We start from the raw sequence: 24,780 nt of genomic DNA, 5'->3' as shown, positions 1-24,780 counted from the left end.
GGGCCGGCGGCCTGTGCGGGGTGGGTGTTCCCTTCGCGTGCGCTTTCGGGTGGGGTGGACTACGGGATCAGCAGGACCGGGCACGCCGAGCGGTGGGCGACCGCGTCGCTGACGCTGCCCAGGAACAGGCTCGCCACGCCGCCGTGTCGGCGGGCGCCGAGCACGAGCAGGTCGGCGTCGAACGCGCGGGCCTGGTCCAGGACCGCGTTGGGCACATCGCCGCGAACGGTTTCCTCGGTCCAGCCCTCGACGTTGGTGACGCCGGCCGCCTTGAGCGTGTCGACGGCGGTGGTGACCACCTTGACCGCCGCGTCGGCGGTCTCGTCCTCGACGACGCCGCCCACTCCGCCGCCGTCCACCACGTCCAGGGTCTGTACGTGCAGGACGCGGACGGCGGCGCCGCCGGCGGTCGCCAGTCGAGCGGTGTGCGCCAGGACTTCGTCGGCCTCGGGCGTGGAGTCCACCGCGACCAGAATCCGCTCGTACATGTCGTGCACTTCCTTTTCCGCAGATTTTATGGATATCGAACTATTTGTACTCGCTCGGCCGAGTCGGGTTGTGGCCGGGTCAGGCGGCTGCCGGGACCGGCTGTGGCGCACGCACCGCCGCGGTGTCGTGGTGGTCGACCGCGGCCAGCGTGCGGCGTGCGCCGAACAGCACCGCGGCGGCGACCAGGCAGGTCACGCCGGCGACCAGGAACGGCACGTGCACGTTGAAGTGCTCCTCCAGCTTCGGCGCCAGGAACGGCGCGGCCGCGGCGGCGAACCAGCGGACGAAGTTGTACCCCGCGCTCGCCACGGGTCGCGGCGAGTCCGAGACTTCGAGCGCCATCTCGGTGAACACGGTGTTATTGATACCGATGAAGGCTCCCGAAACGATGACACCGGTCACAATGACGGCCTTCGACCCGTACGCGAGCACGCCGAGGTCGACGGCGAACAGGAGCAGGCTCACGGCGGCCACGTTCGCGGAGCCGAACCGGGCCTGGAGTCGAGGGGCGACCAGGACCGAGCAGACGGCGAGCAGGACGCCCCAGCCGAAGAACACCGCGCCGCTGCGGTAGGGGCTCATGTTCAGCACGAACGGGGTGAACGCGAGCACGGTGAAGAAGCCGTAGTTGTAGAAGAACGCGCCTGCGGCGGTGGTCGCGAGGCCCTTGTGGCCGAGCGCCTTGAGCGGGTCGAGCAGGCCGACCTTGCGGGCGGGCCTGGGTTGTTCCCGGAGTAGGGCGACGATCAGCGCGAAGCCGATCGCCATCAGCGCGGCGGTGCCGTAGAACGGGTAGCGCCAACTGGCGTCGCCGAGCACCGCGCCCAGCAGCGGGCCGCACGCCATGCCGAGGCCGAGCGCCGATTCGTAGAGCAGGATCGCGGCGGACGAACCACCGCTCGCGGCGCCGACGATCACGGCCAGCGAGGTGGACACGAACAGCGCGTTGCCCAGGCCCCAGCCGGCTCGGAAGCCGACCAGTTCGCCGACGGATCCGGAGGTGCCGGCGAGTCCGGCGAAGAGCACGACGAGGGCGAGGCCGAGCAGGAGCGTACGTCGGCCACCGATTCGGCTGGAGACGAAGCCGGTGACCAGCATGGCCACGGCGGTGATCAGAAAGTAGCTGGTGAACAGCAGCGACACCTGGCTCGGGGACGCGTCCAGCCCCTTGGCGATCGAGGGCAGGATCGGATCGACCAGGCCGATCCCCATGAACGCGACCACGGCCGCGAACGCGGTGGCCCACACGGCCATCGGCTGCTTGAGGATGCGACCTTGCTCGGGGGCGTGTTCGGGAGCGTGCTCGGCCTGGGTATTGCCCCGGGTCTGCCCGCCGTCGGAAAGGGACCGCATGCGAGACCTCCGCACTCTTTGTTCGACGCGCGCTGTTGCGCGTTGCGCCGCGAGCCTGTTCTTGCTTAGTTAGCTTCGCTAATAAATGTAGCCTACATGTATATGAGTGGCAAGGGTTCTCGAGTCGAGCGGGGGAGGGGTCGAGGGGGCGAGGGGTCTAGGGGTCTAGGGGTCGGGCGGGCGGGTCGCATGAGCCGGCGAGGTCTCCGTGGCCGGTTGCACGTCTGCTCCGCAGCCGCGGTCGGGCCGTTCGCTCCGCGCCGGGGCGCCCGTCCGCTACGCGGCCGACACGTCCGACACGGCAACCGGTCCGGCGCGGGTGCGGTGTGGGGCGGCGGCGCGCGGGGTGCGGGTCGGCCGGTCGGCTTGCGGGAGCGGGCAAGCGAACGGCTTCATGTGCCGTCCCACCCGTCGATGGCCACCTCGGGGCGCTCACCCGCGAGGTACCGCTCCAACGCGTGCAGGGTCGACGGAACGAAGTCGGCCGGCAGGTCGTCGGTGTCGACCCAGGCCACGGCCGAGTGCTTGCCCGGCTCGGCGTTGACCGCTTCGCCGTCCCACTCCTCCGCAGCGAAGGCCGGCACGACGAACCCCTCCGGCGCCTCCGGGCTGTCCGCGCTGTGCGTCACATGGGCAAGACGCAACGCCTGCGGCGCGACCACCAGTCCCGTCTCCTCGCGGAGTTCGCGAACTGCCGTGTGCGTGATGGGTTCACCGGGCGCACCTTTGCCGGTGGGCAGACTCCACATCCCGGGCGCGAACGCTTTCCTGTTGCCCCGACGCAGGAGCACGACTCGCTTGTTCGCCCGATCATGCACGATGACTGAGACGGCGAGCATGACCATCAGCCTTGGCTCACAGCCGATTTCCTCACGCACATGCGCCTCTTACCCGTGACGGCGGATCACTGTTTGATGGACTGCATCAGAGCCGCCCAGGCGACCGGCGATATGGCCAGATGGCCGCGCGATCTGTTCTTGGAATCGCGGGTGCCAACGGAGTCGTCGAGTTGTGCCACCTCGACGCACTCTGGGGCGGTCTGACCGCTGAAGCTCGACTTCCGCCAATGGCGTGGCTGGGGTTGTGCCTTGTTCATTTGCTCTCCAAGAGATCTCGCAGAAGCACGTGTGAACGCGAGGGCGAAAGAGTCTCAGCCCGCAGTAGATCGTATCGGCGCTGCACTTCCACCACGGCGTAGCCGTCGGCGACCATCTGTTCCTTGAACATGCCCTCTGCATAGGCGCACTCACCACGGCCCGGGATCGAGAGCAGGACGAACGCGCCATCCATGCACGCATGTAGGCCGCAGTCCATCGGGACTACTTCGAGTACCACGTTCGACAACTCGCTCAGTTCCAGCAGGTGGGCGAGTTGCGGCTCGGCAACCTTCGGATCGTCGTGCTTCAGCCGGATGAGGGTGGCCTCGTCGACGGCGGCCCAGTACTGCGGCGGTTCCATCTTGGTCAGCAGCCGCTTCCGCTTGAGTCGTCGTGTGACCAGGGAATCGATGGTTGCCGGCGCAATTCTCGCTCGCTGTAGTAGGGCCCGCGTGTACTCCTCGCACTGGAGTAGTCCCGGAACTACCTGCGGCTGAAACGTGCGGATGCGCGCGGCCTCCTGCTCGGTCTTCGCAAAGGTCTCGAACCAGCCAGGCTGTCCCTCCGCCAAGCGGTATGCGTGCGATGCCGTTGCGATCAGCAGACCGGTCCCGCCCAGGACCGCGTCAAGGTCGGCCACGAACTCGGAGCTCGGCCGCCGCTCGGCAGTCTCTATCTGTCCAACAAAAGACCCTGTTGAATGCAGGTCGCCCCCCAACTCCTGCTGCGTCTTGCCCGCGAGTTTGCGGAGAAATCGCAGGTGAGCGCCGAACAGGGCCCACATCGAGGCTTCCGGGTCGAGATCTTTCGCTGCCGGCATCGCGCGCCTGTCTCTCAAATCAAGCTGCTGAATTCTGCACCGTTCCCAACGTAGACCCAGAGGTGTTCACTCAGTAGCGGAACGATCACACAGAAGCAGATCGGCCTGCTGTACCTGGTCGGATCAGCACCTCGTCAGGAGTGGCCCATGGGTGTGTGGGAGGGCAGGAGTCGGATGACCATGAGCGTCTATCGCCTCTACCCCAACGGTGAACGCGAGGACATCAAGTCTCGTGAGCATTTCGAACTGGGCGATGCTGCAAGGTCGTTGCACCGGATGCGAAACGGCGAGCAGAACGAACTGCCGATGCCGTGGCCGGAACGGTACTGACGGCGATCGAGAGGAAAAAAATAGGAATGTTCACGATCGACGCCACCGGCGCAATCGGCGCGGTGGACTGGACTTTGGTCCGGATCGCGCGATGGGGAGTGCGCCACTACGGCAAGTTGTTTCGCGATCCGTATCGGGGAACCGTTGGCCGCCTCCGCGAAGTCGAGGGCCTCCTGGCCGTGTTGCGGACCCGGCAAGGGTTGGAAGTCGCCTGCTCCGTAAGGCACTTGGTGGGTGTCACCACCGGTGACGCGGCCCACGCGGTGTCGACCCCATGCGGCGAGAGCGGGTGACGCGGTGCGCATGGAGGAGACCACCGAAGCGGACAGGATGGCCGGGCGAGTCCTGGCATATCGCTACCTCGGGGCGCTGGTACACGAGGACGTGCGCGGGCCCACCGGGCGCGAAGGCGAACTGACCGCCGTCGACGGTCGACAGGCATGGGTGCGAACCCGGAGCGGAATCGAATTCGTCGTACCGGTGCGCCGGTTGGTGATCGACACGTTGCCCGCGCCACGTGCGGGACAACCGGTGCGCCACCGCGACACCAAGAACCCGGTCGGTATCTACCTGTGCGTCCTTCCCGGACCGGACGGCCCGAGCGCGGTCGTACAGCGTTGCGACGGCACACCGACACGGGTCGGCGATCCGGACGACCTGGTGCCCGACTACCCCACAGGCCGCATCACCTGGCCGCCTCCCCCCTGACTGCCGCACCGCCGTAAGTGGCGATGAACGGTAGGCACGGCGCTACAAGCTCCCCGCCGGACCACGCGCGGAGAGCATCCGACACCCATTCACCGGAGGAAAAGATGACCAGCAGGGCAGCTCTGCCGACGCCGTTCTACATGCGTCACCTGACCGAAGTCCCCACGCGGTCGGTACCGACGATGCACTACGACCCGGAGCTTCAGATCGGGGTGACCGCCGAAGGCAACCCGTGGCACGTGTTGATGCCCGGGGACACCAAGACGGAGACCCAGCCGGATGGCAAGTCGGACGGCGACGGCACCGACCTGTGGTGAACCGTCGCGCCACCGTCGTGGTCGTCACAGCGCCGGACGATGCCACCGCCGATCCGGTCGTCGTGAAACTGTCCGAACGTGGTGTCGACGTAGTGCGCTTCGACACGGCCGAGTTTCCTGCCCGCGCCACCCTGGCCGCCTCCCTGTCGGGGGGCGGCTGGGGCGGTGCCCTCCGCGTGGGCACTCGCACGATCGACCTGGCTCGCGTGAAAAGTGTCTGGTGGCGCAGGCCGGGCGAGTTCCGACTGCCGAGCGATTGGACTCCCACCGCCCGCACGTTTGCCGCCTCCGAGGCCCGTGCGGGACTGCTCGGGGTCCTCGGGTCACTGCCCGTCCGGTGGGTCAACCACCCCACGGCCAACCTCGCCACGAACTACAAGCCGATGCAACTGGCCGTCGCCGCGACTGTCGGCCTCGATCCTCCGGCGACGGTTGTCACCACAGACCCGACACACGCTGCGACGTTCGCCAGGGCCCACGGTGCGGCGGGACGTGAGGTCATCTACAAGGCCCTCGGCGGGGGCGTACACACCGCGGAGAGGACCGCGACGATTCCCACGACCGTGGTGGATTCGGGAAGTATGGACGAATCGATCGCGTCGACGGCGGTCCTGCTCCAAGAGCGCGTGGCCAAGGCGCATGAGGTCAGGCTCACGGTCGTGGGTTCCCGTATGTTCGCGGCGGCGATTCATGCCCACAGCGACGAGACGCGTCTGGATTTCCGCGTGGACTACGGCGCGTTGACGTACCGCTCGGTTCCCGTTCCGAAGGAGGTGGAGGCTGGGGTGTCGGCCCTGATGGCGCACTTCGGTCTGTTCTTCGGCGCGCTGGACTTCGCGGTGACCCCGGACGGCCGCTGGCGGTTCTTCGAGATCAACGCGAGTGGTCAGTACCGCTGGCTCGAACGCCATCTCCCCGGGCTCGGCATTACCGATGCCCTGGTGGACGCCCTCTCGGAAGGGATCAAACAGTGAGAACCTGGGACGTTGCCGCCGCGACATTGGCCGCCGCCGTTGCGGTCGATTCGCCGTGGCGTGACGCGGTTTCGCGCACCCCGCGTCACCTCCTCGTGCCGAACTGGTGGGAACAGGACGGCTTCGACTGGCGCCTCCATCGAGGGATGACCGACCCGGCGTCGTGGATCGGCACCGCATATGAGGACCGAACGCTTGTTACGCAGGTTGGCGAACTGCATGCCGACACGGCCGGTGACGACGTCACACCGCCGTCCGACCGACCTCCCACTTCGTCGACGACATTGCCTTCACTTGTACTGCGGATGTTCGACGTCGCGGAGATCGAAGAGGGCATGAAGGTACTCGACCTCGGAACCGGCAGCGGCTATTCGGCCGCTCTGCTCGGACACCGTCTGGGCGACGATCGGGTCCTGTCCGTCGACGTGGACGAGTACCTGGTGAGCGCTGCCCGGCGACGGCTTGCCACTTTCGGCCGCGCGCCACGGATGACGACCATCGATGCGACCCACGCACTGCCCGAGGACGGGTTCGACCGCGCCGTGGCGATGTTCTCGACGCGGACCATTCCTTCGACATGGCTGGCCGCCGTACGGAGCGGCGGCGTCATCTCGACCACGCTCGCCGGGACCTCCCTGCACCTCCGGGTGACAGTGACCGACGCGACACATGCTCACGGTCGCGTCGCGTCACATGGTGCGCGGTTCATGCCCGTGCGCAGCGGCCCCGAGGACGGGTCGGCTCTGCACCGCGTGTACCTCGCTGCTCGAACCGCCGACGGTGACGAAGTGCGGGCCTTCGACGGTGACGTGCCGAACATTCGGGACGACTGGCGATTGGCTCTGCTCCTCGAACTGCTGCAACCGGCCGTCGACCATCGGTGGATCGACCTCGACGACCGCTCGATGGTGTGGCTGTTGCACGCGTCCGGCTCATGGGCTCGTGCCGAAGTGCCCAAATTCGGCGGCCGACCGACCGTCCACTCGTCGGGCCCGCTGGATCTGTGGGGACACCTCGACCGGGCCCGGCACCTGACCTCGGAACACGGCCCGATCGAACCGTCGTCTCTTCACGTGGAGATCGACTCGCACGACCAGCGAATCACCTGGCCCGCCGGGGGTCTGTCTTTCCCTCTGTGACACCCGCTTCGTGGCGGACTCCCTGGCCCGAGTCGTTCAGCCCTCCGTCAGTTCCGTGCCCGGGAGGCCGAATTCCTGGTTGAGGCGGTCCCAGAAGCCGTTGCGCAGTGCGCGGCGCAGGTCCTCGTGTGGGCGGAGCGAATATTGCAGCACGCTCTCCGCGTCCACGAGCAGGCCCCGGTCGATCGCCTGGGGCAACATCGGGCCCGGCATCAGGTCGGCGAGGTTCTCCCGGCCGCGCACCACCAGCCAGCGCTTGGCGATCTCCTGGCCGATCCGCCATGCCTGGTCGGCGGTCGGCGGGCCGCCCGGTTGGACCGCGAGCGCGCCGGCGTGCGACGGCGGCAGCATCACCGGTGTCACGCACGTCTCGCAGAACTCGCGATGCAGCATCCGGGTGACGTCGGCCTCCCACACCAGCGGGTCGGCCTGGTTGGTGCCGTATGCCGGCTCCACACCCCACAGGTGCACGCGTACGCCGTAGGACTGCGCGGCCTCGACCGCCGAGACCAGGTCCTCGTCACCGCTGATCACCACGGCGTCGTCGATCGCGTGGTTGCGCGCCAGCGATTCGAGGTCGCTGCGGATCAGCGAGTCGACGCCCTTCTGCTGGTTGTGCGCGTTGAGGTTGCCCAGCCGGACCTTGACGTCGGGCAGCTCGGCGATCTGCCGCTGCTCCACGGTGTGCACCCGCTCGCGCGCCCCGTCGTACCAGTACACCCGCAGCAGTCGACCCTCCGGGAAGACCCGGCGCGCCTCGTCGATCAGGCCGGTGATCAGTTGTTCGGCGTCCACCCGGAAGGCGCGACGCTCGGCCGAGCCGGCCACCAGCAGGCCCATCGCCGCGTACACGTAGCCGACGTCGACGAACAGCGCGTGCGTACCGAAGTGCAGGGGCGGCGAGACGGACTGGACCAGTACGGCCGGTCGGGTGAACGGTTCCGCCAGGTCCGGCAGCGGTCCGGGTCCGGCTTCGAAGCCTGCGACCGGATGGTCCTCGAGCGGACCACCGTGCTCGGCGCCGAGGTCCCCGCCGGATTCGTGCACCACGGCGCCGAAGACGGCCGTCGCGCCCGTCCGGACGTCGTCCTCTCCCGGATCGTGCAAAGTCTCTCGTCCTCCCATGGCCGCTGCTGCTCGATCGGCGTCCGGCCGATGTGTCAGACCGGCATTGTCCTATGCCGGTCGCTGTCGCGTCCTCGCTTGCTCGGCGCGTGATGTCGCGTCATGCGTCACGTGTAACCCGGGGAAAGTCAGGAAAGGAACATTTCAGTCAAGGGAATGCTATCGGTGTGACCGCTGTTGTTCAGTGTGGTGCCGGTAGTGACCCCTGCCGGGTCTTTGCCGATCCGTACGGATCCCGGCACCCAATCCTTGTAGACGAGGCCGTAGCACCATTCGGCCCCGTGCGACTTCGGACCGGAGGGAAGGGAGACGCGTATGCGTTACCGAATCACGAACCTCAGCCGAGCCCAGGAGAAGACCGGGTCCAACCCGGTCAGCTGCGCTGCCGACATCGACACCGTGCAAGCGGCTCTCAAACGAGCCGAGGCATACGGCGAGCGCCTGTACATCCGCCCCGTCAAGGTGGCGGAAGCCGGCTGATTGCGTGAACCGAGGGCGCTTCCCCGTGTGGGGGAAGCGCCCTCGCCATGTCCACAGGCCCTCGGGCTCGGCTCAGTGGCCTCGGGCCACCCAGGCGTCGTAGTCCTTCGCCTCCGCGCCGATCGTCGTCTCGTCGCCGTGCCCGGTGAGCACGCGGGTGCCCTCGGGCAGCGCGAGCAGGCGAGCCTTGATCGAATCGAGGATCACCGGGAACGACGAGAACGAGCGCCCGGTGGCACCCGGGCCACCCTTGAACAACGTGTCGCCGGAGAAGAGCACACCCGGCTCCGGGGCGTACAGGCACACCGCGCCCGGCGCGTGGCCGGGGGTGTGCACCACCCGCAACTCGGTGCCCGCGACGGTGATCACCTCGCCGTCGGCCAACGCGGCGTCCGGCGCGCGGTCCGGGTACACCACGTCCCACAACATCCGGTCCCGCGGGTGCAGGTGGATCGGCGCACCGGTGAGTTCGGCCAACTCGGCGGCGGCGTTGATGTGGTCGTTGTGGCCGTGGGTGAGCACGATGCCGGTCACCGTACGATCGCCGACCCGGGCCGCGATGGCCGCCGCGTCGTGTGCGGCGTCCACGACCACCACCTCGCGGTCGTCGCCGACGATCCACACGTTGTTGTCGACGTCGAAGTCCTGGCCGTCGAGGGAGAAGACGCCCGAGGTGACCACGTGGTCGATCCGCGTCACAGGATCACCACCGAACGCAGCACGTCGCCGTGGTGCATCTTCTCGAACGCGGCCTCGACGTCCTCCAGGGTGATCCGCTCGCTGACGAACGCGTCCAGGTCGAAGCGCCCCTGGCGGTACAGGTCGATCAGCGTCGGGAAGTCGCGCGAGGGCAGGCAGTCGCCGTACCAGGACGACTTGAGCGCGCCGCCGCGGCCGAACACGTCGAGCAGCGGCAGTTCGATGGTCATCTCCGGAGTGGGCACACCCACCAGGACCACGGTGCCGGCCAGGTCGCGGGCGTAGAACGCCTGCTTGTAGGTCTCCGGGCGGCCGACCGCGTCGATCACCACGTCCGCGCCGAAGCCGCCGGTCAGTTCGCGGATCGCCTCGACCGGGTCGCCGGCCTTCGAGTTCACCGTGTGGGTGGCGCCGGCCCGGCGCGCCCACTCCAGTTTGCGGTCGTCCAGGTCGACGGCGATGATCCGCGCCGCGCCCGCGAGCCGCGCACCGGCGATGGCCGCGTCGCCCACGCCGCCGCAGCCGATCACCGCGACCGTGTCGCCACGCCCGACGTTGCCGGTGTTCATCGCCGCGCCCAGGCCGGCCATCACCCCGCAGCCGAGCAGGCCGGCCGCGGCCGGGTCCGCCTCGGGGTCGACCTTGGTGCACTGTCCGGCGGCGACCAGTGTGAGTTCGGCGAACGCGCCGATGCCGAGCGCGGGGCTCAGTTCGGTGCCGTCTTCCAGCGTCATCTTCTGCTTCGCGTTGTGCGTGGCGAAGCAGTACTGCGGACGGCCGCGTCGACACGCGCGGCAATCGCCGCACACCGCACGCCAGTTCAGGATCACGAAGTCGCCGACGGCCACCTCGGTGACGCCCTCGCCGACCGATTCCACGACGCCGGCGGCCTCGTGGCCGAGCAGGTACGGGTACTCGTCACCGATGCCGCCCTCGCGATAGTGCAGGTCCGTGTGGCACACGCCGCACGCCTGGACCTTCACGCGCGCCTCGCCCGGACCCGGGTCCGGCACCACGATGGTCTCGATCGAGACCGGTGCGCCCTTGCCGCGCGCGACGACGCCGCGTACCGACTTGCTCATGTCCTCCGCCTCTCCCCAACCGCTGGATGCTCCGCTTCGCACCTTATGGCTTCGCCTCGATGAAGCCCCGGACCCCGTCCGCGCACGGTTGTACGGCGATCGCGGACAGCAGGAGGCCGGAGAGTCGGATCATCGAAACCACGCCGCCTCCTTGACCACGAGAGCGTGACGAAGGACGAGCCGTAGATGGCGACGTCGAACCGGTTCACGGGGTGATGGGTCGTGCTCCCGTTGCCAGCTCCGTGATCGCCCTGTACGAGTCAGGATCTGTGGTGTTTTCTCCGAGATCGATCGTTTTGCGGGTGCCGTGGTAGTCACTCGAACCGGTGGTGATCAGCCGCAGTTCGCCCGCCAGCCCGCGCAGGTGCGCCCGCATCGCGTCGTCGTGATCCATGTGGTCCACCTCGACACCGGCCAGACCGGCATCGGCCAGTTCGGCGATCGTGGCGTCCGAGACGGTCCGGCCGCGCCCCACCGCACCGGGATGGGCGAACACCGCGACCCCGCCCGCGCCGGCGATCAGTCGGACGGCGTCGATCGCGTGGATCTCGTACTTCTCGATGAACGCCCGCCCGCCGTCCTTGAGCCACTCGGCGGTGAACGCGCCCGACACGTCCGCGACCACGCCCGCCTCGACCAGCGCGGTGGCCACGTGCGGCCGACCCACCGCGCCGCCGCCCGCGATCTCTTCGACCCGGGCCCACGTGATCGGCGCGCCGAGTTCGCGGCAGCGCTCGACCATCGCCTCGGCTCGGCGGACCCGGTCGGTGCGCACCAGTTCGCGGGCCCGGGCGAACTCCGGTTCGGTCGGGTCGAACAGGTAGCCCAGCATGTGCAGGCTGATCCCGCCCTCGGCCACACACGAGATCTCCGCGCCCCGGACCAGGGTCAGCCCGTCCGGCAGCGCCTCGACCGCGGCCGTCCAACCGGCGGTGGTGTCGTGATCGGTGAGCGCGACCACGTCCAGACCGGCCGCGCGTGCCTTGACGACCAGTTCGGCGGGCGTGTCGGTGCCGTCGGATGCGGTGCTGTGGGTGTGCAGGTCGATGCGCACGCTGACCTCGTCTGCCGGGAGGGTCGATGGACGCTCCCGACCCTAACGACCTCGGCCGAGCGCCTTCATGGGGCGGCCGTCCGGTCCGGGCGGCCGCCGTCCCGCTCGCGGCGCCCGTCGCGGTCCCGTCCGCGTGCCTTCGGGCGCGGGCCCTTTCGTCCCGGAGCGGTCAGAACTCCAGCAGTTGCGGGGACAGCGCGCCGCACGGCAACAACTGCAACTCGGCGCCGGCGTCGCGCAGATCGGTGAGCACCACGTCGTCGTAGACGAGATGGCCCGCCTTGCCCGGCCACAGGATCGCCCACAACCACAGGCCCATCGCCTCGCCCGCGTACACCGCGCGGTCGGCCGGTGCGTCGATCACGCACCACAGCGGGGTCGGCCGACCGGCCGCCATCACCTTCGCGGGCGCGGACTTGACGAAGTCGGCGCCCGGGTCGGGCCCGGTCAACCCGGCGTACCGGGCGCCGAGTCCGACGCCCACCTCCTCGGCGATCAGCAGCAGTTCGCCGCGTCCGCCCAGCGGCGCGGGACCCGTACACGCCACCGCCACCGCCCGTGAGCCGTCCCGATCGTCGCCCGCGTGCGCGACGCCGGTGTACAACCAACCCACCGGCAGCGGCCACGGCAGCCAGACCGGGACCCTCGAGCGGCGCACCACCGCGTCCAGCGCCTCGACGCTGGGCGGCACGACGGGTTGCAGCGGGGGAACGGCGCCATGGATCTCGCACTCCCACGTCTGTGAGAACAGACCCGGAGCGCGGACCCGGCCGCCGCAGCGGGGGCAGCTCGGCTCGCCCTTCATAGGACTAGACGGTCCACTGCCCGGGGCCCCGCGTCAAGGACGATCACTCCTTCGGTGCGCCCACACCCCCGACCGGCGTACGGGAGCGCCAAGGCGTGTCCTCGATCCCCCGTCGGGCTCCGCGCGTGAGCGCGGCGAGGGAGCCCGAGGGGCGGATGGGGTGCCGGGCGTCGTGGAGCCCGACGGGGGATCGAAGACTCCCCTGCGCGCCGGGTCGCGCGCCCTCGCGCTGCCGGGCGCCGCGCGACCTGCGGTCGATGTCCCGCTGCACGTCGGCGCCGGGGACTAGGCTCGGCAGGCATGCGGCTCATTTCCTGCGTCGGCGCGATCGTCCTCGATTCCGAGGGGCGGGTGCTCCTGGTGCAACGCGCGAAAATGCCGGGCGAGGGGCAGTGGTCGCTGCCCGGCGGGCGGGTCGAGGACGGCGAGACCGACGCGGTCGCACTCGCCCGCGAGATGGTCGAGGAGACCGGGTTGCAGGTGACCGTCGGACCACTGGTCGGGTCGGTGCTGCGGCCCGCGCCCGGCGGTGGGACGTACGAGATCAGGGACTACGCGTGCACGCCGCACGGCGGGGCGCTGCGCGCGGGCGACGACGCGGACGCGGTCCGGTGGGTGGCCACCGGCGAGCTGAGTCGGCTCGACCTGGTCGACGGACTGCTCGACGCGTTGCGCGAGTGGAACGTGCCGGGGGTGGCGTGAGCGGCGACCACGCGCGGCTGCTCGTGGTCGGCTCGATCAACGCCGACCTGGTGGTCCGGGTGCCCCGGCACGCGCGGCCGGGCGAGACGGTTCTGGGCGGCGACCTGGTCGTGCACCCGGGCGGCAAGGGCGCCAATCAGGCGGTCGCGGCGGCCCGGTTGGGCGCCGACGTCGCGTTCGCCGGGCGGGTGGGCGACGACGACCACGGCCGGATGTTGCGGGCGACGCTGCGCCGGGAGGGCGTGCGGACCGACGCGACGCGTACCGTCCCCGGCGCCTCGGGGGTGGCCTTGATCACGGTGGACGACGCGGGCGAGAACACCATCACGGTGGCGCCCGGGGCGAACGGGCGATTCGGGCCGGCGGACGTGTCCGACCTGGCACCGGCGATCGAGGCCGCCACGGTCGTCTCGCTCCAGTTGGAGATCCCGCTCGACACGGTATGGGCGGTGATCCGGTGCTGCGAGGCCGCGGACACCCGGGTGGTGCTGAACCTGTCGCCGGTCGTGGCCGCGGACGTCCTGACGTCCGCGTCGGTGTTGCGGGTGTGCGATCCGCTGGTGCTCAACGAGCATGAGGCGAGCGTGACGACGGGCGCGGCGGCGGGCGACGCGCGCGGGGCGCTGAAGGTGTTGCGCGCGCTCGATCCGCGTCCGCGTTCGATCGTGCTCACCCTGGGCGGCGGCGGCGCGCTGGTCGCGGTCGGCGACGCGGAAGCGGTACACGTGGCCGCGCCGAGGGTGGCCGCGGTCGACACCACGGGCGCGGGCGACGCCTTCACCGGCGCGCTCGCCTGGCGGCTGGCGGCCGGCGACGATCCGGTCGCGGCGACCCGGTACGCGGTCCGGGTGGGCGCGGCGGCGGTCCGAAGCGCGGGCGCCCAGTCGTCGTATCCGACGGCGGACGAACTGCCGTAGGGCGAAGGCCACGCGGACCGCGAAGGCGTCTCGGGACGCGTAGGCCGCCTCGGGACGCGGAAACGGGCGGGCCGCGCCGTCCCTGGGCGACCCGCCCGCGTTCGATTCCGGGGTCGAGCCCCGGGTCGGTGCCGATCGGCGAGCGATCAGCCCTCGATCAATTCGGGGCGTCCGGGCTGCTCGCCACCACGCTTGTCGCCGTAGCTCTCCTTGGGCACCATGACCTTGCGCTTGAACACGCACACGAGCGTGCCGTCCTGCTTGTAGCCCTTGGTCTCCACGTACACGACGCCGCGGTCGTCCTTGGACTTCGACTCCCACTTGTCCAGCACCAGCGTCTGCCCGTAGATGGTGTCCCCGTGGAACGTGGGTGCCACGTGTCGCAACGACTCGATCTCCAGGTTGGCGATCGCCTTGCCGGAGACGTCCGGCACCGACATGCCGAGCAGCAGCGAGTAGATGTAGTTGCCCACCACGACGTTCTTGCCGAAATCGGTGGTGTTCTCGGCGAAGTTGGCGTCCATGTGCAGCGGGTGATGGTTCATCGTGAGCAGACAGAACAGGTGGTCGTCGTACTCGGTCACGGTCTTCCCGGGCCAGTGCTTGTAGATCGCACCGACCTCGAACTCTTCGTAGTAGCGGCCGAACTGCATGTCGGTCCCCTCTCACCTGGTGGCACATCGATCAGGACGTTCGCGTCCGACGATCGTCGAGCCCCGGTCGGATACCCGCCCGGATGGGTCGGGTGACGACGGCTCGGCGAGTGCGTCGGCGGATGGCTTTGAGGATAGGGACGTTACCGGTGGGTTCAGTAGAGGCGTACCAGTGACGTAGGTCATGGGTGTGGCGACGTCGACAGGTGCGACCGGAGTCGTCCGGATCACCGGGGACGCGTGGTCGCGGACCGGCGCTCCCACCGTTCGCCGCGTGTGGTCGGGCCGGTCAGCCCTTCCGGGCCGCGTAGTACACGTTGAGGAAGTCGCCCTCCAGGGAGTGGCTCTCGATGTCGGTGAAGCCGACGCTCGTGAGCGCGGCGCGGGCGGCCTGTCGGCCCCACACCGTGCCCAGGCCCTCGCCGCCCTCACCCAGCGAGACGGTCATGCAGTAGAAGACCGAGAACGTGTACAGCCCCGGACCCAGGGGATGGTCGAGGTTCTCCTCCAAGCGGCTGGAGGCGTTGACCTCGCCCATCAGGAACACGCCGTCCTCGCGCAGCGCGTCGGAGATCGCCGCCAGCGTGCGGGTCGGCCGGGCCAGGTCGTGGATCACGTCGAACGCGGTGATCAGGTCGTGCGAGCCGAGCGGCTCGGCCGCGTCGACCACCGCGAACTCGGCGTTTTCCAGGCCCAGTTGCTCGGCCTCGCGGCGCGCGGCGGCGATGCCCTGGGCGGAGATGTCCACGCCCTTGACCCGGCTCTTCGGGAACGCCCGGGCCAGCACGTTCACCACGTGCCCCTGACCCGTCCCCACGTCCAGCACGTCGATACCCGCCGTCAGGCGCTCGGTCAGCCCGGGCACCATCGGCAGTACGCCCCGCACCAGCGCCGCGTCCCAGATCCGGCCGGACTCCTCGGCCTGGAGCGCCTGGAAGCGCGGATAGGCCGAGTACGGCACGCCGCCGCCCTGCCGGAACGCGTTGACGACCTGCTGCTCGACCTCGCCCATCAGCGCCAGGTACTGGGTCAGGCCGGCCAGGTTCTCCGGCCCGGCCGCGCGGGTCAGCGACGCCGCGTGCTCGGGCGGCAACCGATACGTGGCCGTCTCCGGGAAGTACTCGACGATCCCGCCGACGACCATGCCGCCCAGCCACTCGCGCACGTAGCGCTCGGTCAACCCGCAGGACCGGGCGATCTCCTCGCTCGTCGCGGCCGGCATCCCGGCCATCGTGTCGAACAGCCCGGTCTGGTGGCCGACGCTGGTCAGGAAGGCCAGACAGGCGTCGTCGAAGATGTCGAGCATCCGTCCCGCGAAGGCTTCCCGTCGCGCGGGGTCGACGTCGATGACGGTCATGGCAACTCCCGATCGGTCGGCTCGACGGGAGCCGCCGTGGGTGCGCGAACCCCTGTGCATCCGGGGTGTGGTCACCCGGGATGCCCGGACACCGAGAGCACGGGCGACGCCCGCGGGGACACAAATGTCTCCTTTGCCACGCTACGCCCGATCCGACGGGTTCGAGGCCCCGGACCCGCCGCCGCTCGGGTCCGGGTTCAGGCCCGATCCGCGTACGCCGGCACGCTCACCCAGAAGTCGGCCAGGGCCGCCGCCGTGGCGTCGGGCGATTCCACGTTGGGGGAGTGGTGCGTGTCCGGGATCACCACGTGCGGTACGCCCAGGCGCTCGGCCATCTCGGTCTGCCAGGGCAGCGGCCACGCGTAGTCCTCGACGCCGGAGACCACCAGCGCGGGCAGGCCGGCGGCCACGAGCGCGGCCAGTTCGGCCACCCGGTCGGGTTCGGTGCGCAGTTGTTCGGCCATGCCGAGCAGGCCCTCGGGGGTGGTGCCCAGCCAGCGGGCGTGCACGAATTCGGCGATCACCGGGTCGGCGGGCGGCAGCAGACCCTCCTGAAGTTCCACGGCCCGCATCGCGTCCCACACCTCCTGCCGGGAGAGCACCGGGAGCACCTCCTCGAGCAGCAGGAGCCGGGTGATCTCGTCCGGGCAGATCGCCGCCGGGCCGGTGCTCATCAGGGTCAGCGAGGCCAGCCGGTGCGGCGCGCGCAGGGCCACCGAACGGCACACCAGGCCGCCGAAGGAATGCCCCACCAGATGGATCGGTTCGCCCGGGGCCACCGCGTCGGCGATCGCGAGCACGTCCGCCACGAGCGCGTCGCGGGTGTACGCCGCCGGATCCGTCGGACCCTCGGTCTCGTACTGGCCGCGCTGGTCCACGGACACCGTATGGAAGCCGCGTCGCGCCAGCGGGTCGCCGAGCGCGATGAAGTCCTCCTTGCTGCCGGTGAACCCGGGCACCAGCACGGCGGTGCCCAGGCGCGGCGCGGCGGTCGGCGGGGCGGCCTCCAGGACGGCGAATCGTCCGCGCCCGGTCGCCAGGCGACGGGAGCGGACGGTCCCGGGCAAGGTCAGAAAGCGTGGCGTACTCACGCCTTCGAGCCTACTTACCCGCAGGTACGACAATGGCCTCCGCCGCGAAGCGCGGACGTGATCGTCCACACTCCACACCGGAGGCCGTCGGCTTCATGTTCGAGCCGATCTTCGAGCCGGCCGTCGAGCGTCGGCCCTCGTGGGTCAGCCCTCGTCGGTCGCCACGGCGCCGGCCTCGGCACCCTCGGGACGGCGACGGGTGCGACGACGGCGACGGCGCGGCACGCGCTCGCCGTCCGCGTCCGCGTCGACGGCCGGGCCGTCGGCGGGAGCCGCCTGGGCAGGCACGGTCGACGGTTCGACGAACGTCGCGGTCGGGTCGAGCACGACGGCCTCGCCGGTCTCGCCGTTGACGCGACGGCGACGGCGCGAGCCCGGTGCCCGACGGCGGCTGGGGTCGCTCGCCTCGGCGTCGGCCGAGGACGGGCCCGAGGCGGCCGGCCCGGACGCGGCGGGACCGCTGCGGCTGCGCCCACCGGTGCCCTTGCGGCCCGAGTTGCCCCGGCTGTTCTTGCCGGTCTCGCCCAGGTCCTCGACGTCCTCCGCGCCCAGGCCCGCACGGGTGCGGTCGGCGCGCGGCAGCACGCTGCCCACGGTGGTGGGGATGTCCAGGTCGGTGAACAGGTGCGGCGAGGTCGAGTAGGTCTCGACCGGTTCGGCGAAGCCCAGGTCCAGCGCCTTGTTGATCAGGCTCCAGCGCGGGATGTCCTCCCAGTCCACCAGTGTCACCGCGGTGCCGGAGGCGCCCGCGCGGCCGGTGCGACCGATCCGGTGCAGGTAGGTCTTCTCGTCGTCGGGGCACTGGTAGTTCACCACGTGGGTGACACCCTCGACGTCGATTCCGCGGGCCGCGACGTCGGTGGCCACGAGCACGTCCACCTTGCCGTTGCGGAACGCGCGCAGCGCCTGCTCCCGCGCACCCTGACCGAGGTCGCCGTGCACGGCGGCGGAGGCGAAGCCGCGCTCGGCCAGGCCCTGGGCCAGGTCGGCCGCGGTGCGCTTGGTCCGGCAGAACACCATCACCAGGCCGCGCCCGTTGGCCTGGAGTACCCGGGCCATCAGCTCGGGCTTGTCCAGGCCGTGCGCGCGGTAGACGCGCTGCTGGACCGACTTGACGGTGGCGCCCGCGTCGTCCGGCTCGGACGCGCGGATGTGCGTGGGGCGGCTCATGTAGCGGCGCGCGAGGGTGATGATCTGACCCGGCATGGTGGCCGAGAACAACATCGTCTGGCGGCGGGCCGGGAGGCGCTCGACGATCTTCTCGACGTCGGGCAGGAAGCCCAGGTCGAGCATCTCGTCGGCCTCGTCCAGCACCAGCATTTTGACCTCGGACAGGTTCACGTGACCCTGTCCGACCAGGTCCAGCAGTCGACCCGGGGTGCCGACGACGACGTCGACGCCCTTCTTGAGCGTGTCGATCTGCGGCTCGTACGCCCGCCCGCCGTACACGGCCAGCACGCGCACGTTGCGCAGCTTGCCGGCGGCCTGGAGGTCGTTGGTGACCTGTACGCACAGCTCGCGCGTGGGCACCACGACCAGGGCCTGCGGCGTACGCCCGGCAACCGTGCCGGCGGGCGCGCGGCCCGCCTCGATGTCGGCCGCGACGGTGATCCGCTGCAGCAGCGGGATGCCGAAGCCGAGGGTCTTGCCCGTTCCGGTCTTGGCCTGGCCGATCACGTCGTTGCCGGACAGGGCGACCGGAAGGGTCATCTCCTGGACGGGAAAGGCCTCGATGATGCCGAGCGCCTCGAGGGCCTCGGCGGTCTCCGAAAGTACTCCGAGTTCGCGAAAAGTTGTCAGGGGTCCAGCCTCTTCTGTGTGTTTGGGGGCCGTCCGTACCGAAAGCGGGTCGAGACCATGGCGCCCACCGAAATTGCGGGGCGCTCCACGGGACCTCTCGCCTTCGGGCGGCCACCCGAGCGGGTCGGTCGGAGCCAGTCGTCCTCCGACCGGGCATCCGCGTTCACTACCACTGTACCCGGCGAGGTGCGGCCGGTGGGGTGATGCTCATTACTGCTTGTCCGGAGATGGGCGACTCCGCCCGGACGTGGTGCCCCCGTGACCATGGTGCGCTCACTACGCTGCGTACTTGTGAACACTGGGGCGGCGGGCACGGACGAAGGGGCCGACATGAGCGCAGGTACGGAGCCGACCGGGGAGATGCGGGCCGCCGTGATCGAACTGCTCGGCGTACTCGCCTACGGCGAGATCACCGCCTTCGAGCGGCTCGCCGAGGACGCCAAGATGGCGCCGACGGTGGACGACAAGGCCGCGCTGGCCGCGATGGCGGTGGCCGAGTTCCAGCACTACACCCTGCTGCGCGATCGCATCGCCGCACTGGGCGCGGACCCGGCCGCCGCGATGGATCCGTTCATCGCGCCGCTGGACGAGTTCCATGTGCACACCGCGCCCGCCGACTGGCTGGAGGGCCTGGTCAAGGCGTACGTGGGCGACGGCATCGCGGCCGACTTCTACCGCGAGGTGGCCGCGCACCTGGACGAGGTCAGCCGGGATCTGATCGTCGAGGTGCAGCGCGACACCGGGCACTCGGCCTTCGTGGTCGACGCGGTGCGCTCGGCGATCGAGCGCGACCCCAAGGTGGCGGGCCGGCTCGCGTTGTGGGGGCGGCGGCTGATGGGCGAGGCGCTCAGCCAGGCGCAGCGGGTCGCCGCGGAGCGTGACGTGTTGTCCACGATGCTGATCGGCGGCGGGGCGGGCCCGGGATTCGACCTGGCCGAGATCGGGCGGATGTTCAACCGGATCACCGAGGCGCACCAGCAGCGGATGGCCGCGCTCGGCCTGGCGTCCTGACCCGGAGCGGGCTCCCCGAAAACATTGCCGAAAACCCGAGGGTGGGTGGGTCCGCACGCGGATCCACCCACCCTCGGGTCGTGCGGGTGCCGGTGTCGGCACCCGGTGCTCAGGCGTTGGCGCCGAAGCCGACCTTGCGCGCCGACGACTCGCCGATCTCGACGTAGGCGAGGCGGTCGGCGGGCACGATCACCCGGCGGCCCTTCTCGTCCGTCAGGGACAGCAGCTTGGACGCCCCCGACAGCGCGTCGGCGATGGCCCGCTCGACGTCCTCCGGGTTGTCCGTGCTCTCCAGCACCAGTTCCCGCCCGGCGTGCTGTACGCCGATCTTGATCTCCACGGCTGTCCCTCCGGCCTTGAAATTCTGGAGATCGGCGCCGCGACGACCGCGGGCCGTACCCATTCCAGCAGGCTAGTCGAGAGCCGGGGTCACCCCACGCCATGACGGGTACGCCGAACGCGAACGCCGGACGGGAACAAGCGCGTCCTGGGCCCGACGCCGCAGGTCGGCGGGCGTTCAGTGCTGCGGGTCGTCCTTGCGCGGGAACCGCGAGATGCCGCGCCAGGACAACGACGAGACCAACAGCGAGGCGGCGTCGCGCGGGATGGTCGCGCCGCGCGCGATCCAATAGCGCGCGGTGACCTGCGCCATGCCGGTCAGGCCGATCGCCAGGAGCATCGACTCCTCCTGACCGAGCCCGGTGTCCTCGGCGATGATCTTGCTCACCGCCTCGGCGCACATCTCGCTGACCCGCTCGACGCGCTCGCGCACGGCGCTCTCGTTGGTCAGATCCGACTCGAAGACCAGACGGAACGCGCCGCCGTCGTCGTCGACGAACGCGAAGTAGGCGTCGACCGTGGCGGCCACGCGGAACTTGTTGTCGTGCGTCGACTCCAGCGCGCGCTGCACCGCCGCGAACAGCGCCTCGCAGTGCTGGTCGAGCAGCGCCAGATACAGCTCCAACTTGCCGGGGAAGTGTTGGTACAGCACGGGCTTGCTGACGCCGGCGCATTCGGCGATGTCGTCCATCGCGGCCGCGTGGTAGCCCTGCTTGACGAAGACTTCCTGGGCGGCGCCGAGGAGTTGCGTCCTGCGCGCGAGCCGGGGCAGCCGGGTACCGCGAGGACGGGGGTCCGCATCCTGGATGGCTGTCACGGGGCTCCTCAAGGTGTCGCTCAACGTGTCGCGGACACCGGATGGTTCGGTGATCCGGCGGGTCTCTCCACCACGTCATCCTACTTTCGGGTAACCCAGGGCGTAAGTTTCGTGGCGCAACGAAACAGGATCCCGCGCCTGTCACAACCCCCGCAAGGGGGCGCGTGAAGTGCGCGGAGGGTGCTCGCGAGCCCTGGGCGACGGTTCGGAATCGACGCTCATCGATAGTCGTCGTCCTCCTGGCGCCCGACTCCTCGGCGCTGCTCGGTCGCGTCCGCGGGGTCCACGCCATCGGGCACCGACTCCCATACGGGATCGCCGTCACCGTCGTCCGCCACCACCGCGGTGTGCTGATCCACCGCGTCCGGAACCGGAATCTCGGGGTCGTCGGCCGTCTCGTCGGAGAGTGCGGCGTCACCTTCCGTGACGTCTTCGAACTCGGGGGTTTCGTCGATGCGGTACATACGGCCTCCCTGCCCGTGCGGTGCGCCGCTATGCGGGCTTCCCGCAAGTCCATGATCCGCCCGGCGTGCGTTGCCGCACTTTCGGGATCGATGTCGAAACGTGATGTGGGAAGCGTTTACAGTGACGTCATGAAACAGGGCATAAGAGTCGAGAGCACCCGGGCCGACGAAGCCGGTCGAGGCATCCGCCCTTCCGTCTCAGTGATCATCTCGTAATATTGCCCACCGTGACGACCATCAGCCCCGCAAGCGAAGCCGACGCGACGCCTTGGCCTGCGCGTACGGTCGAAGTCGCCACCGGCAGCGAGGTCGTGGTGCGCCGCGACGCGCTCCGCGACGCCGACCTGCCACCCGCGATGATGATCCACGGCCTCGGCGGCTCCTCCCTGAACTGGACGGAACTGGCCGCCGAACTGCGGTCGGATCTTTCCGTGGAGATGATCGACCTGCCCGGGTTCGGGTATTCGCCGCCGCCGCGGAACGGGGACTACTCGATCTCCGCGCACTGTCGTGCGGTCGAGGGCGCGATCCTGTCGCTGCGCAAGGGTCCGGTGCACGTGTTCGGCAATTCGATGGGCGGCGCGGTGGCCACCCGGCTCGCCGCGCGACGCCCGGACCTGGTCCGCACACTGACCCTGATCTCGCCCGCGCTGCCGGACCTGCGGGTGCGTACGTCGGTGCTGCCGACGGCGATGCTCGGTGTGCCCGGCGTGGGTCGCGCGTTGCTGCGGCTCAGCCGCAACATGACGCCCGAGCAGCGCACCCGGATGTCGATCGCGATGATGTACGGCAACCCGGACACGGTCGGCGACAAGGCATTTGCCGACGCCGCCGCCGAGTACCGGCGCCGACTCGAACTCCCGTACATGATGGACGCGTTCTCGCACTCGACCCGGTCGGTCATCGGGGCCTACCTGGAGCGCGGCGAGCGGGCGTTGTGGCGGCAGGCGGCCGACGTGCGGGCGTCGACGCTGCTCGTCTACGGGCGCCGGGACAGATTGGTCGACCCGCGCATGGCCAAGCGCGCGACCGAGACGTTCCCGGACGCACGACTGCTGGTGGTGCCCGACTCCGGGCACGTGGCCATGCTCGAACACCCCCGCGTGGTGGCCCGGGGTTTCCGCGATCTTCTCGACGGGGCCCTATCGCCGTCGAACGTGGTGGGGTGAACGCAGACTCATGGGACGTCACTCGGGAACGCAGACGAGCGTGCAGTACGGCGGTGAGGGGTTGCCGGACGACGCACTGTCCGGCGGCTACGCGGCGGTGCCGCAGCAGGGCGCGTACGGGCAGGTGCAGCAGGACGGATACGCCGGCGGCCTGATCGACACCTCGTACGCAGGCGCGTATCCCGGGCAGGACACCGGCTATCACGGCTACCCCGCGGACCCCGGCTACGGCGGCTACCAGGCCGCTCCGCAGGAGGGCCTGGGCTACGACGGCGGGCAGCAGCACGGCTGGGAGCACCCCGCGCCGGAGGCCGGCTCCGGGACCTGGACCGCGATCGGGACGATGCCCGGCGAGCCCGCGCACTGGGACGACCCGCTGGAGCCGTACGGCGCGCAGGCCGCCTCGGGCGGCTACGCGGCACAGACGTTCGGCGCGGACACCTTCGGCACCGACACCTTCAACACCGACGGGTTCGGCACCGATACGTTCGGCGCGACCGCGTTCGCGACCGGCTCGTTCGGCGGCGACGCCTACGGCGCGGACTCCTACGGCGCCGACCCGTACGCCACCGGCGGCTACACGGCGGTGGGTCACGCGAACGACCTGTACGCCGCGGACGGCTACCCCAGCGGCATGCACGCGGTCGTCGAGGCGCCCGCCGCGCCGATGTACGACACCACCACGTTCGAGCCGCAGAGCTTCGTCGGCTACGGCTACGACACGACGGGCGCCTACCAGGCCGTGTCGCCCGTGCGCGATCCGCTGGTGGACGCGCTGTACGAGATGCCCGCCGAGGCGGCGGAGGCGGCCGGTCCCGGTGCCGGGCAGTATGCGATGGAGGCCGAGCCGTGGGCCGTGTCGGCCCCCGAACTCGACCTGGAACAACTCTCGTTCGCGACCGAACCGGGCGAGGACTTCGCGGACGCGGAGTCGGCGTACGAGGTGGAGCCCGAGCCGGAGTACGGCTTCGAGCCGGACGCCGGGAGTGCCCCGCCCAAGGGCCGCGCGCAGACCCGGCGGGCGAACCGTCCCGCGCCGCGCAAGGGCCGGCGCACGCTGGTCGCGGCGAGCGGCGCGGTGGTCACCGGCGCGGTGCTCGCCGGCGCGGTCGTGCTCCAGATGCCCGACGAGGGCACGTCGAGCCAGGCCTCCGGCGACGACCAGGCCGGGCCGGGTGCCGCGCCTCGGCCCACCGACCAGGCCGCGTCGCGCTCCTCGGATCGCGACCCGGTCGCGCAGGGCGGTGCCTCGTCGTTGCCGCTGCCCACACCCGCGTCGCCGACCACCACCGACCAGCTCACCGTGCGCTTCCCGCTCGATCCCAAGCTCGGCCTGAGCGGCAGCTTCGACACGGTGCCCGGCAAGGAGGCCGCGCCCGGCCCCGGCCGCAAGTACACGTACGCCGTGGAGATCGAGCAGGGCCTGCAACTGGACGGCGAGCTGTTCGCCACCACGGTGCAGAAGACCCTGAACGACAAGCGCAGTTGGGCCACCGGCGGATTGACCTTCGAGCGCACCGACAACTCGCCGAAGGCGGACTTCGTGGTGCGGCTGGCCAGCCCGCAGTCGGTGCACAAGGCGTGCACCCCGATCGTGGGCGACACCAGCGCGGACAACGTCTCGTGCGACGCGTACGGCACCCGGTACGTGATGATCAACGCGTGGCGCTGGGCGCAGGGCTCGACCGCCTACGGAGACGACATCGTCGGCTACCGGCAGATGCTGATCAACCACGAGGTCGGGCACCGGCTCGGGCACAACCACGAGAAGTCCTGCGGCGCGGGCGGCATCGGCTCGGACCTGGCTCCGGTGATGATGCAGCAGACCAAGACCCGGGTCGCCAGTGAGGGTGCGATGAAGGGCGAGACCTGCGAGGCCAACCCGTGGCCGTACCCGACGGGCAAGCTCACCAAGTAGACCCGGCCGAGCCGCTCCGGGCGCCGTCGAAGGCGCCCGGAACGCCTTCGCGCGCGAATCTCACGGACCG

28 protein-coding genes are annotated in these 24,780 nt (G+C 70.2%); 11 read left to right on the top strand and 17 right to left on the bottom strand.

All coding sequences use genetic code 11. The annotated features are described in order from the left end of the window. Nucleotides 1-59: 59 nt before the first annotated feature. The 5 genes from ACIBSV_RS24355 to ACIBSV_RS24335 all read right to left on the bottom strand — a co-directional run bounded on the left by ACIBSV_RS24355 (nt 60) and on the right by ACIBSV_RS24335 (nt 3,759). Nucleotides 60-488, bottom strand: a complete 429-nt coding sequence (locus ACIBSV_RS24355) for a universal stress protein (protein ID WP_395866356.1) — start codon at nt 486-488, stop codon at nt 60-62. 79 nt (nt 489-567) lie between these two features. Beyond that, complete coding sequence (locus ACIBSV_RS24350; protein ID WP_395866354.1) at nt 568-1,842, bottom strand: MFS transporter; 1,275 nt, start codon at nt 1,840-1,842, stop codon at nt 568-570. Between the two features lie 392 nt (nt 1,843-2,234). Continuing rightward, nucleotides 2,235-2,681, bottom strand: coding sequence for an NUDIX domain-containing protein (locus ACIBSV_RS24345; protein ID WP_395866352.1), 447 nt, complete (start codon nt 2,679-2,681; stop codon nt 2,235-2,237). Between the two features lie 65 nt (nt 2,682-2,746). Then, on the bottom strand, nt 2,747-2,938 hold the full coding sequence (locus ACIBSV_RS24340; RefSeq protein WP_395866350.1) for a DUF397 domain-containing protein: 192 nt from the start codon (nt 2,936-2,938) through the stop codon (nt 2,747-2,749). Further along, a complete protein-coding gene (locus ACIBSV_RS24335) occupies nt 2,935-3,759 on the bottom strand; it encodes a helix-turn-helix domain-containing protein (RefSeq protein ID WP_395866348.1) in 825 nt (274 codons plus the stop codon). The genes ACIBSV_RS24340 and ACIBSV_RS24335 overlap by 4 nt, the downstream gene beginning before the upstream one ends. A gap of 180 nt (nt 3,760-3,939) precedes the next feature. On the opposite strand from ACIBSV_RS24335, the gene ACIBSV_RS24330 reads away from it, so the two are divergent. The 5 genes from ACIBSV_RS24330 to ACIBSV_RS24310 all read left to right on the top strand — a co-directional run bounded on the left by ACIBSV_RS24330 (nt 3,940) and on the right by ACIBSV_RS24310 (nt 7,227). Beyond that, nucleotides 3,940-4,089 (top strand): hypothetical protein, encoded by a 150-nt coding sequence (locus tag ACIBSV_RS24330; RefSeq protein WP_395866346.1) that lies wholly within the window; start codon nt 3,940-3,942, stop codon nt 4,087-4,089. 303 nt (nt 4,090-4,392) lie between these two features. After that, on the top strand, nt 4,393-4,797 hold the full coding sequence (locus ACIBSV_RS24325) for a hypothetical protein (RefSeq protein ID WP_395866344.1): 405 nt from the start codon (nt 4,393-4,395) through the stop codon (nt 4,795-4,797). Nucleotides 4,798-4,901: 104 nt separating this feature from the next. Continuing rightward, nucleotides 4,902-5,114, top strand: a complete 213-nt coding sequence (gene tgmA / locus ACIBSV_RS24320) for a putative ATP-grasp-modified RiPP (protein WP_395866342.1) — start codon at nt 4,902-4,904, stop codon at nt 5,112-5,114. After that, nucleotides 5,111-6,088 (top strand): ATP-grasp ribosomal peptide maturase, encoded by a 978-nt coding sequence (tgmB, locus tag ACIBSV_RS24315; RefSeq protein WP_395866340.1) that lies wholly within the window; start codon nt 5,111-5,113, stop codon nt 6,086-6,088. The genes tgmA and tgmB overlap by 4 nt, the downstream gene beginning before the upstream one ends. Nucleotides 6,089-6,234: 146 nt before the next feature. Next, entirely contained in the window at nt 6,235-7,227 is a 993-nt protein-coding gene (locus tag ACIBSV_RS24310) for a methyltransferase domain-containing protein (RefSeq protein ID WP_395866527.1), read from the top strand. 36 nt (nt 7,228-7,263) lie between these two features. Here the strand turns inward: ACIBSV_RS24310 and ACIBSV_RS24305 are convergent, their stop codons facing one another. Next, the gene (locus tag ACIBSV_RS24305; protein WP_395866338.1) at nt 7,264-8,352 is read right to left on the bottom strand and encodes an NYN domain-containing protein; all 1,089 of its coding nucleotides are present in this window, start codon (nt 8,350-8,352) and stop codon (nt 7,264-7,266) included. 315 nt (nt 8,353-8,667) lie between these two features. On the opposite strand from ACIBSV_RS24305, the gene ACIBSV_RS24300 reads away from it, so the two are divergent. Next, nucleotides 8,668-8,832 carry a hypothetical protein gene (locus tag ACIBSV_RS24300; protein ID WP_395866336.1) on the top strand — a complete coding sequence of 55 codons (165 nt, stop codon included), beginning with the start codon at nt 8,668-8,670 and terminating at the stop codon, nt 8,830-8,832. A gap of 72 nt (nt 8,833-8,904) precedes the next feature. On the opposite strand, the gene ACIBSV_RS24295 is transcribed toward ACIBSV_RS24300, so the two are convergent. The 4 genes from ACIBSV_RS24295 to ACIBSV_RS24280 all read right to left on the bottom strand — a co-directional run bounded on the left by ACIBSV_RS24295 (nt 8,905) and on the right by ACIBSV_RS24280 (nt 12,472). Then, the gene (locus ACIBSV_RS24295; RefSeq protein WP_395866334.1) at nt 8,905-9,531 is read right to left on the bottom strand and encodes an MBL fold metallo-hydrolase; all 627 of its coding nucleotides are present in this window, start codon (nt 9,529-9,531) and stop codon (nt 8,905-8,907) included. Continuing rightward, complete coding sequence (locus ACIBSV_RS24290) at nt 9,528-10,613, bottom strand: S-(hydroxymethyl)mycothiol dehydrogenase (RefSeq protein ID WP_395866332.1); 1,086 nt, start codon at nt 10,611-10,613, stop codon at nt 9,528-9,530. Before ACIBSV_RS24290 ends, ACIBSV_RS24295 begins: the two co-directional genes overlap by 4 nt. Nucleotides 10,614-10,818: 205 nt before the next feature. Beyond that, on the bottom strand, nt 10,819-11,667 hold the full coding sequence (locus ACIBSV_RS24285) for a PHP domain-containing protein (protein WP_395866330.1): 849 nt from the start codon (nt 11,665-11,667) through the stop codon (nt 10,819-10,821). A 169-nt stretch (nt 11,668-11,836) separates the two neighbouring features. Further along, nucleotides 11,837-12,472, bottom strand: coding sequence for a DUF6758 family protein (locus ACIBSV_RS24280; protein ID WP_395866328.1), 636 nt, complete (start codon nt 12,470-12,472; stop codon nt 11,837-11,839). A 300-nt stretch (nt 12,473-12,772) separates the two neighbouring features. Between ACIBSV_RS24280 and ACIBSV_RS24275 the strand changes: the two genes are divergently transcribed. Both ACIBSV_RS24275 and ACIBSV_RS24270 read left to right on the top strand, forming a co-directional pair. After that, nucleotides 12,773-13,174, top strand: a complete 402-nt coding sequence (locus ACIBSV_RS24275) for an NUDIX hydrolase (RefSeq protein WP_395866326.1) — start codon at nt 12,773-12,775, stop codon at nt 13,172-13,174. Further along, nucleotides 13,171-14,091: a ribokinase gene (locus tag ACIBSV_RS24270; protein ID WP_395866324.1), complete on the top strand. Its 921-nt coding sequence runs from the start codon at nt 13,171-13,173 to the stop codon at nt 14,089-14,091. The genes ACIBSV_RS24275 and ACIBSV_RS24270 overlap by 4 nt, the downstream gene beginning before the upstream one ends. 146 nt (nt 14,092-14,237) lie before the next feature. On the opposite strand, the gene ACIBSV_RS24265 is transcribed toward ACIBSV_RS24270, so the two are convergent. The 4 genes from ACIBSV_RS24265 to ACIBSV_RS24250 form a co-directional block, all read right to left on the bottom strand. Continuing rightward, the gene (locus ACIBSV_RS24265) at nt 14,238-14,744 is read right to left on the bottom strand and encodes a MaoC family dehydratase (RefSeq protein WP_395866322.1); all 507 of its coding nucleotides are present in this window, start codon (nt 14,742-14,744) and stop codon (nt 14,238-14,240) included. 289 nt (nt 14,745-15,033) lie between these two features. Further along, entirely contained in the window at nt 15,034-16,101 is a 1,068-nt protein-coding gene (locus tag ACIBSV_RS24260) for a class I SAM-dependent methyltransferase (RefSeq protein WP_395866320.1), read from the bottom strand. Nucleotides 16,102-16,298: 197 nt separating this feature from the next. Continuing rightward, on the bottom strand, nt 16,299-17,192 hold the full coding sequence (locus ACIBSV_RS24255; RefSeq protein WP_395866318.1) for an alpha/beta fold hydrolase: 894 nt from the start codon (nt 17,190-17,192) through the stop codon (nt 16,299-16,301). Between the two features lie 144 nt (nt 17,193-17,336). Then, the gene (locus ACIBSV_RS24250; RefSeq protein ID WP_395866316.1) at nt 17,337-18,902 is read right to left on the bottom strand and encodes a DEAD/DEAH box helicase; all 1,566 of its coding nucleotides are present in this window, start codon (nt 18,900-18,902) and stop codon (nt 17,337-17,339) included. 420 nt (nt 18,903-19,322) lie between these two features. Between ACIBSV_RS24250 and ACIBSV_RS24245 the strand changes: the two genes are divergently transcribed. Next, nucleotides 19,323-20,003, top strand: a complete 681-nt coding sequence (locus ACIBSV_RS24245) for a ferritin-like fold-containing protein (protein WP_395866314.1) — start codon at nt 19,323-19,325, stop codon at nt 20,001-20,003. Between the two features lie 109 nt (nt 20,004-20,112). Here ACIBSV_RS24245 and ACIBSV_RS24240 read toward each other — a convergent pair whose 3' ends face one another. The 3 genes from ACIBSV_RS24240 to ACIBSV_RS24230 form a co-directional block, all read right to left on the bottom strand. Continuing rightward, on the bottom strand, nt 20,113-20,343 hold the full coding sequence (locus ACIBSV_RS24240; RefSeq protein WP_395866525.1) for a DUF3107 domain-containing protein: 231 nt from the start codon (nt 20,341-20,343) through the stop codon (nt 20,113-20,115). A 177-nt stretch (nt 20,344-20,520) separates the two neighbouring features. After that, entirely contained in the window at nt 20,521-21,159 is a 639-nt protein-coding gene (locus ACIBSV_RS24235; protein WP_395866312.1) for a TetR/AcrR family transcriptional regulator, read from the bottom strand. Between the two features lie 218 nt (nt 21,160-21,377). Further along, nucleotides 21,378-21,623 carry a hypothetical protein gene (locus tag ACIBSV_RS24230; RefSeq protein WP_395866310.1) on the bottom strand — a complete coding sequence of 82 codons (246 nt, stop codon included), beginning with the start codon at nt 21,621-21,623 and terminating at the stop codon, nt 21,378-21,380. Nucleotides 21,624-21,850: 227 nt separating this feature from the next. On the opposite strand from ACIBSV_RS24230, the gene ACIBSV_RS24225 reads away from it, so the two are divergent. Together ACIBSV_RS24225 and ACIBSV_RS24220 are read left to right on the top strand one after the other, a co-directional pair. After that, nucleotides 21,851-22,792: an alpha/beta fold hydrolase gene (locus tag ACIBSV_RS24225; protein WP_395866308.1), complete on the top strand. Its 942-nt coding sequence runs from the start codon at nt 21,851-21,853 to the stop codon at nt 22,790-22,792. Nucleotides 22,793-22,802: 10 nt separating this feature from the next. Continuing rightward, a complete protein-coding gene (locus ACIBSV_RS24220; protein WP_395866306.1) occupies nt 22,803-24,710 on the top strand; it encodes a DUF3152 domain-containing protein in 1,908 nt (635 codons plus the stop codon). Nucleotides 24,711-24,780: the final 70 nt, after the last annotated feature.

The sequence above is a fragment of the Embleya sp. NPDC050154 genome (assembly GCF_044460165.1).
Lineage (GTDB): Bacteria > Actinomycetota > Actinomycetes > Streptomycetales > Streptomycetaceae > Embleya.
Note: the sequence above shows the minus strand (reverse complement) of the source record. Positions and strands in the feature narration are given on the sequence as shown.

What these genes read in the sequence shown, in the direction of transcription:
- ACIBSV_RS24250 (WP_395866316.1), bottom strand. Translation starts at nt 18,902, where the DNA reads ATGACCCTTCCGGTCGCCCTGTCCGGCAACGACGTGATCGGCCAGGCC.
- ACIBSV_RS24305 (WP_395866338.1), bottom strand. Translation starts at nt 8,352, where the DNA reads ATGGGAGGACGAGAGACTTTGCACGATCCGGGAGAGGACGACGTCCGG.
- ACIBSV_RS24260 (WP_395866320.1), bottom strand. Translation starts at nt 16,101, where the DNA reads ATGACCGTCATCGACGTCGACCCCGCGCGACGGGAAGCCTTCGCGGGA.
- ACIBSV_RS24310 (WP_395866527.1), top strand. Translation starts at nt 6,235, where the DNA reads ATGACCGACCCGGCGTCGTGGATCGGCACCGCATATGAGGACCGAACG.
- ACIBSV_RS24230 (WP_395866310.1), bottom strand. Translation starts at nt 21,623, where the DNA reads ATGTACCGCATCGACGAAACCCCCGAGTTCGAAGACGTCACGGAAGGT.
- ACIBSV_RS24355 (WP_395866356.1), bottom strand. Translation starts at nt 488, where the DNA reads ATGTACGAGCGGATTCTGGTCGCGGTGGACTCCACGCCCGAGGCCGAC.
- ACIBSV_RS24275 (WP_395866326.1), top strand. Translation starts at nt 12,773, where the DNA reads ATGCGGCTCATTTCCTGCGTCGGCGCGATCGTCCTCGATTCCGAGGGG.
- ACIBSV_RS24220 (WP_395866306.1), top strand. Translation starts at nt 22,803, where the DNA reads ATGGGACGTCACTCGGGAACGCAGACGAGCGTGCAGTACGGCGGTGAG.
- ACIBSV_RS24245 (WP_395866314.1), top strand. Translation starts at nt 19,323, where the DNA reads ATGAGCGCAGGTACGGAGCCGACCGGGGAGATGCGGGCCGCCGTGATC.
- ACIBSV_RS24335 (WP_395866348.1), bottom strand. Translation starts at nt 3,759, where the DNA reads ATGCCGGCAGCGAAAGATCTCGACCCGGAAGCCTCGATGTGGGCCCTG.
- ACIBSV_RS24350 (WP_395866354.1), bottom strand. Translation starts at nt 1,842, where the DNA reads ATGCGGTCCCTTTCCGACGGCGGGCAGACCCGGGGCAATACCCAGGCC.
- ACIBSV_RS24330 (WP_395866346.1), top strand. Translation starts at nt 3,940, where the DNA reads ATGAGCGTCTATCGCCTCTACCCCAACGGTGAACGCGAGGACATCAAG.
- ACIBSV_RS24345 (WP_395866352.1), bottom strand. Translation starts at nt 2,681, where the DNA reads ATGCTCGCCGTCTCAGTCATCGTGCATGATCGGGCGAACAAGCGAGTC.
- ACIBSV_RS24265 (WP_395866322.1), bottom strand. Translation starts at nt 14,744, where the DNA reads ATGCAGTTCGGCCGCTACTACGAAGAGTTCGAGGTCGGTGCGATCTAC.
- ACIBSV_RS24325 (WP_395866344.1), top strand. Translation starts at nt 4,393, where the DNA reads ATGGAGGAGACCACCGAAGCGGACAGGATGGCCGGGCGAGTCCTGGCA.
- ACIBSV_RS24300 (WP_395866336.1), top strand. Translation starts at nt 8,668, where the DNA reads ATGCGTTACCGAATCACGAACCTCAGCCGAGCCCAGGAGAAGACCGGG.
- ACIBSV_RS24290 (WP_395866332.1), bottom strand. Translation starts at nt 10,613, where the DNA reads ATGAGCAAGTCGGTACGCGGCGTCGTCGCGCGCGGCAAGGGCGCACCG.
- ACIBSV_RS24340 (WP_395866350.1), bottom strand. Translation starts at nt 2,938, where the DNA reads ATGAACAAGGCACAACCCCAGCCACGCCATTGGCGGAAGTCGAGCTTC.
- ACIBSV_RS24280 (WP_395866328.1), bottom strand. Translation starts at nt 12,472, where the DNA reads ATGAAGGGCGAGCCGAGCTGCCCCCGCTGCGGCGGCCGGGTCCGCGCT.
- tgmA (WP_395866342.1), top strand. Translation starts at nt 4,902, where the DNA reads ATGACCAGCAGGGCAGCTCTGCCGACGCCGTTCTACATGCGTCACCTG.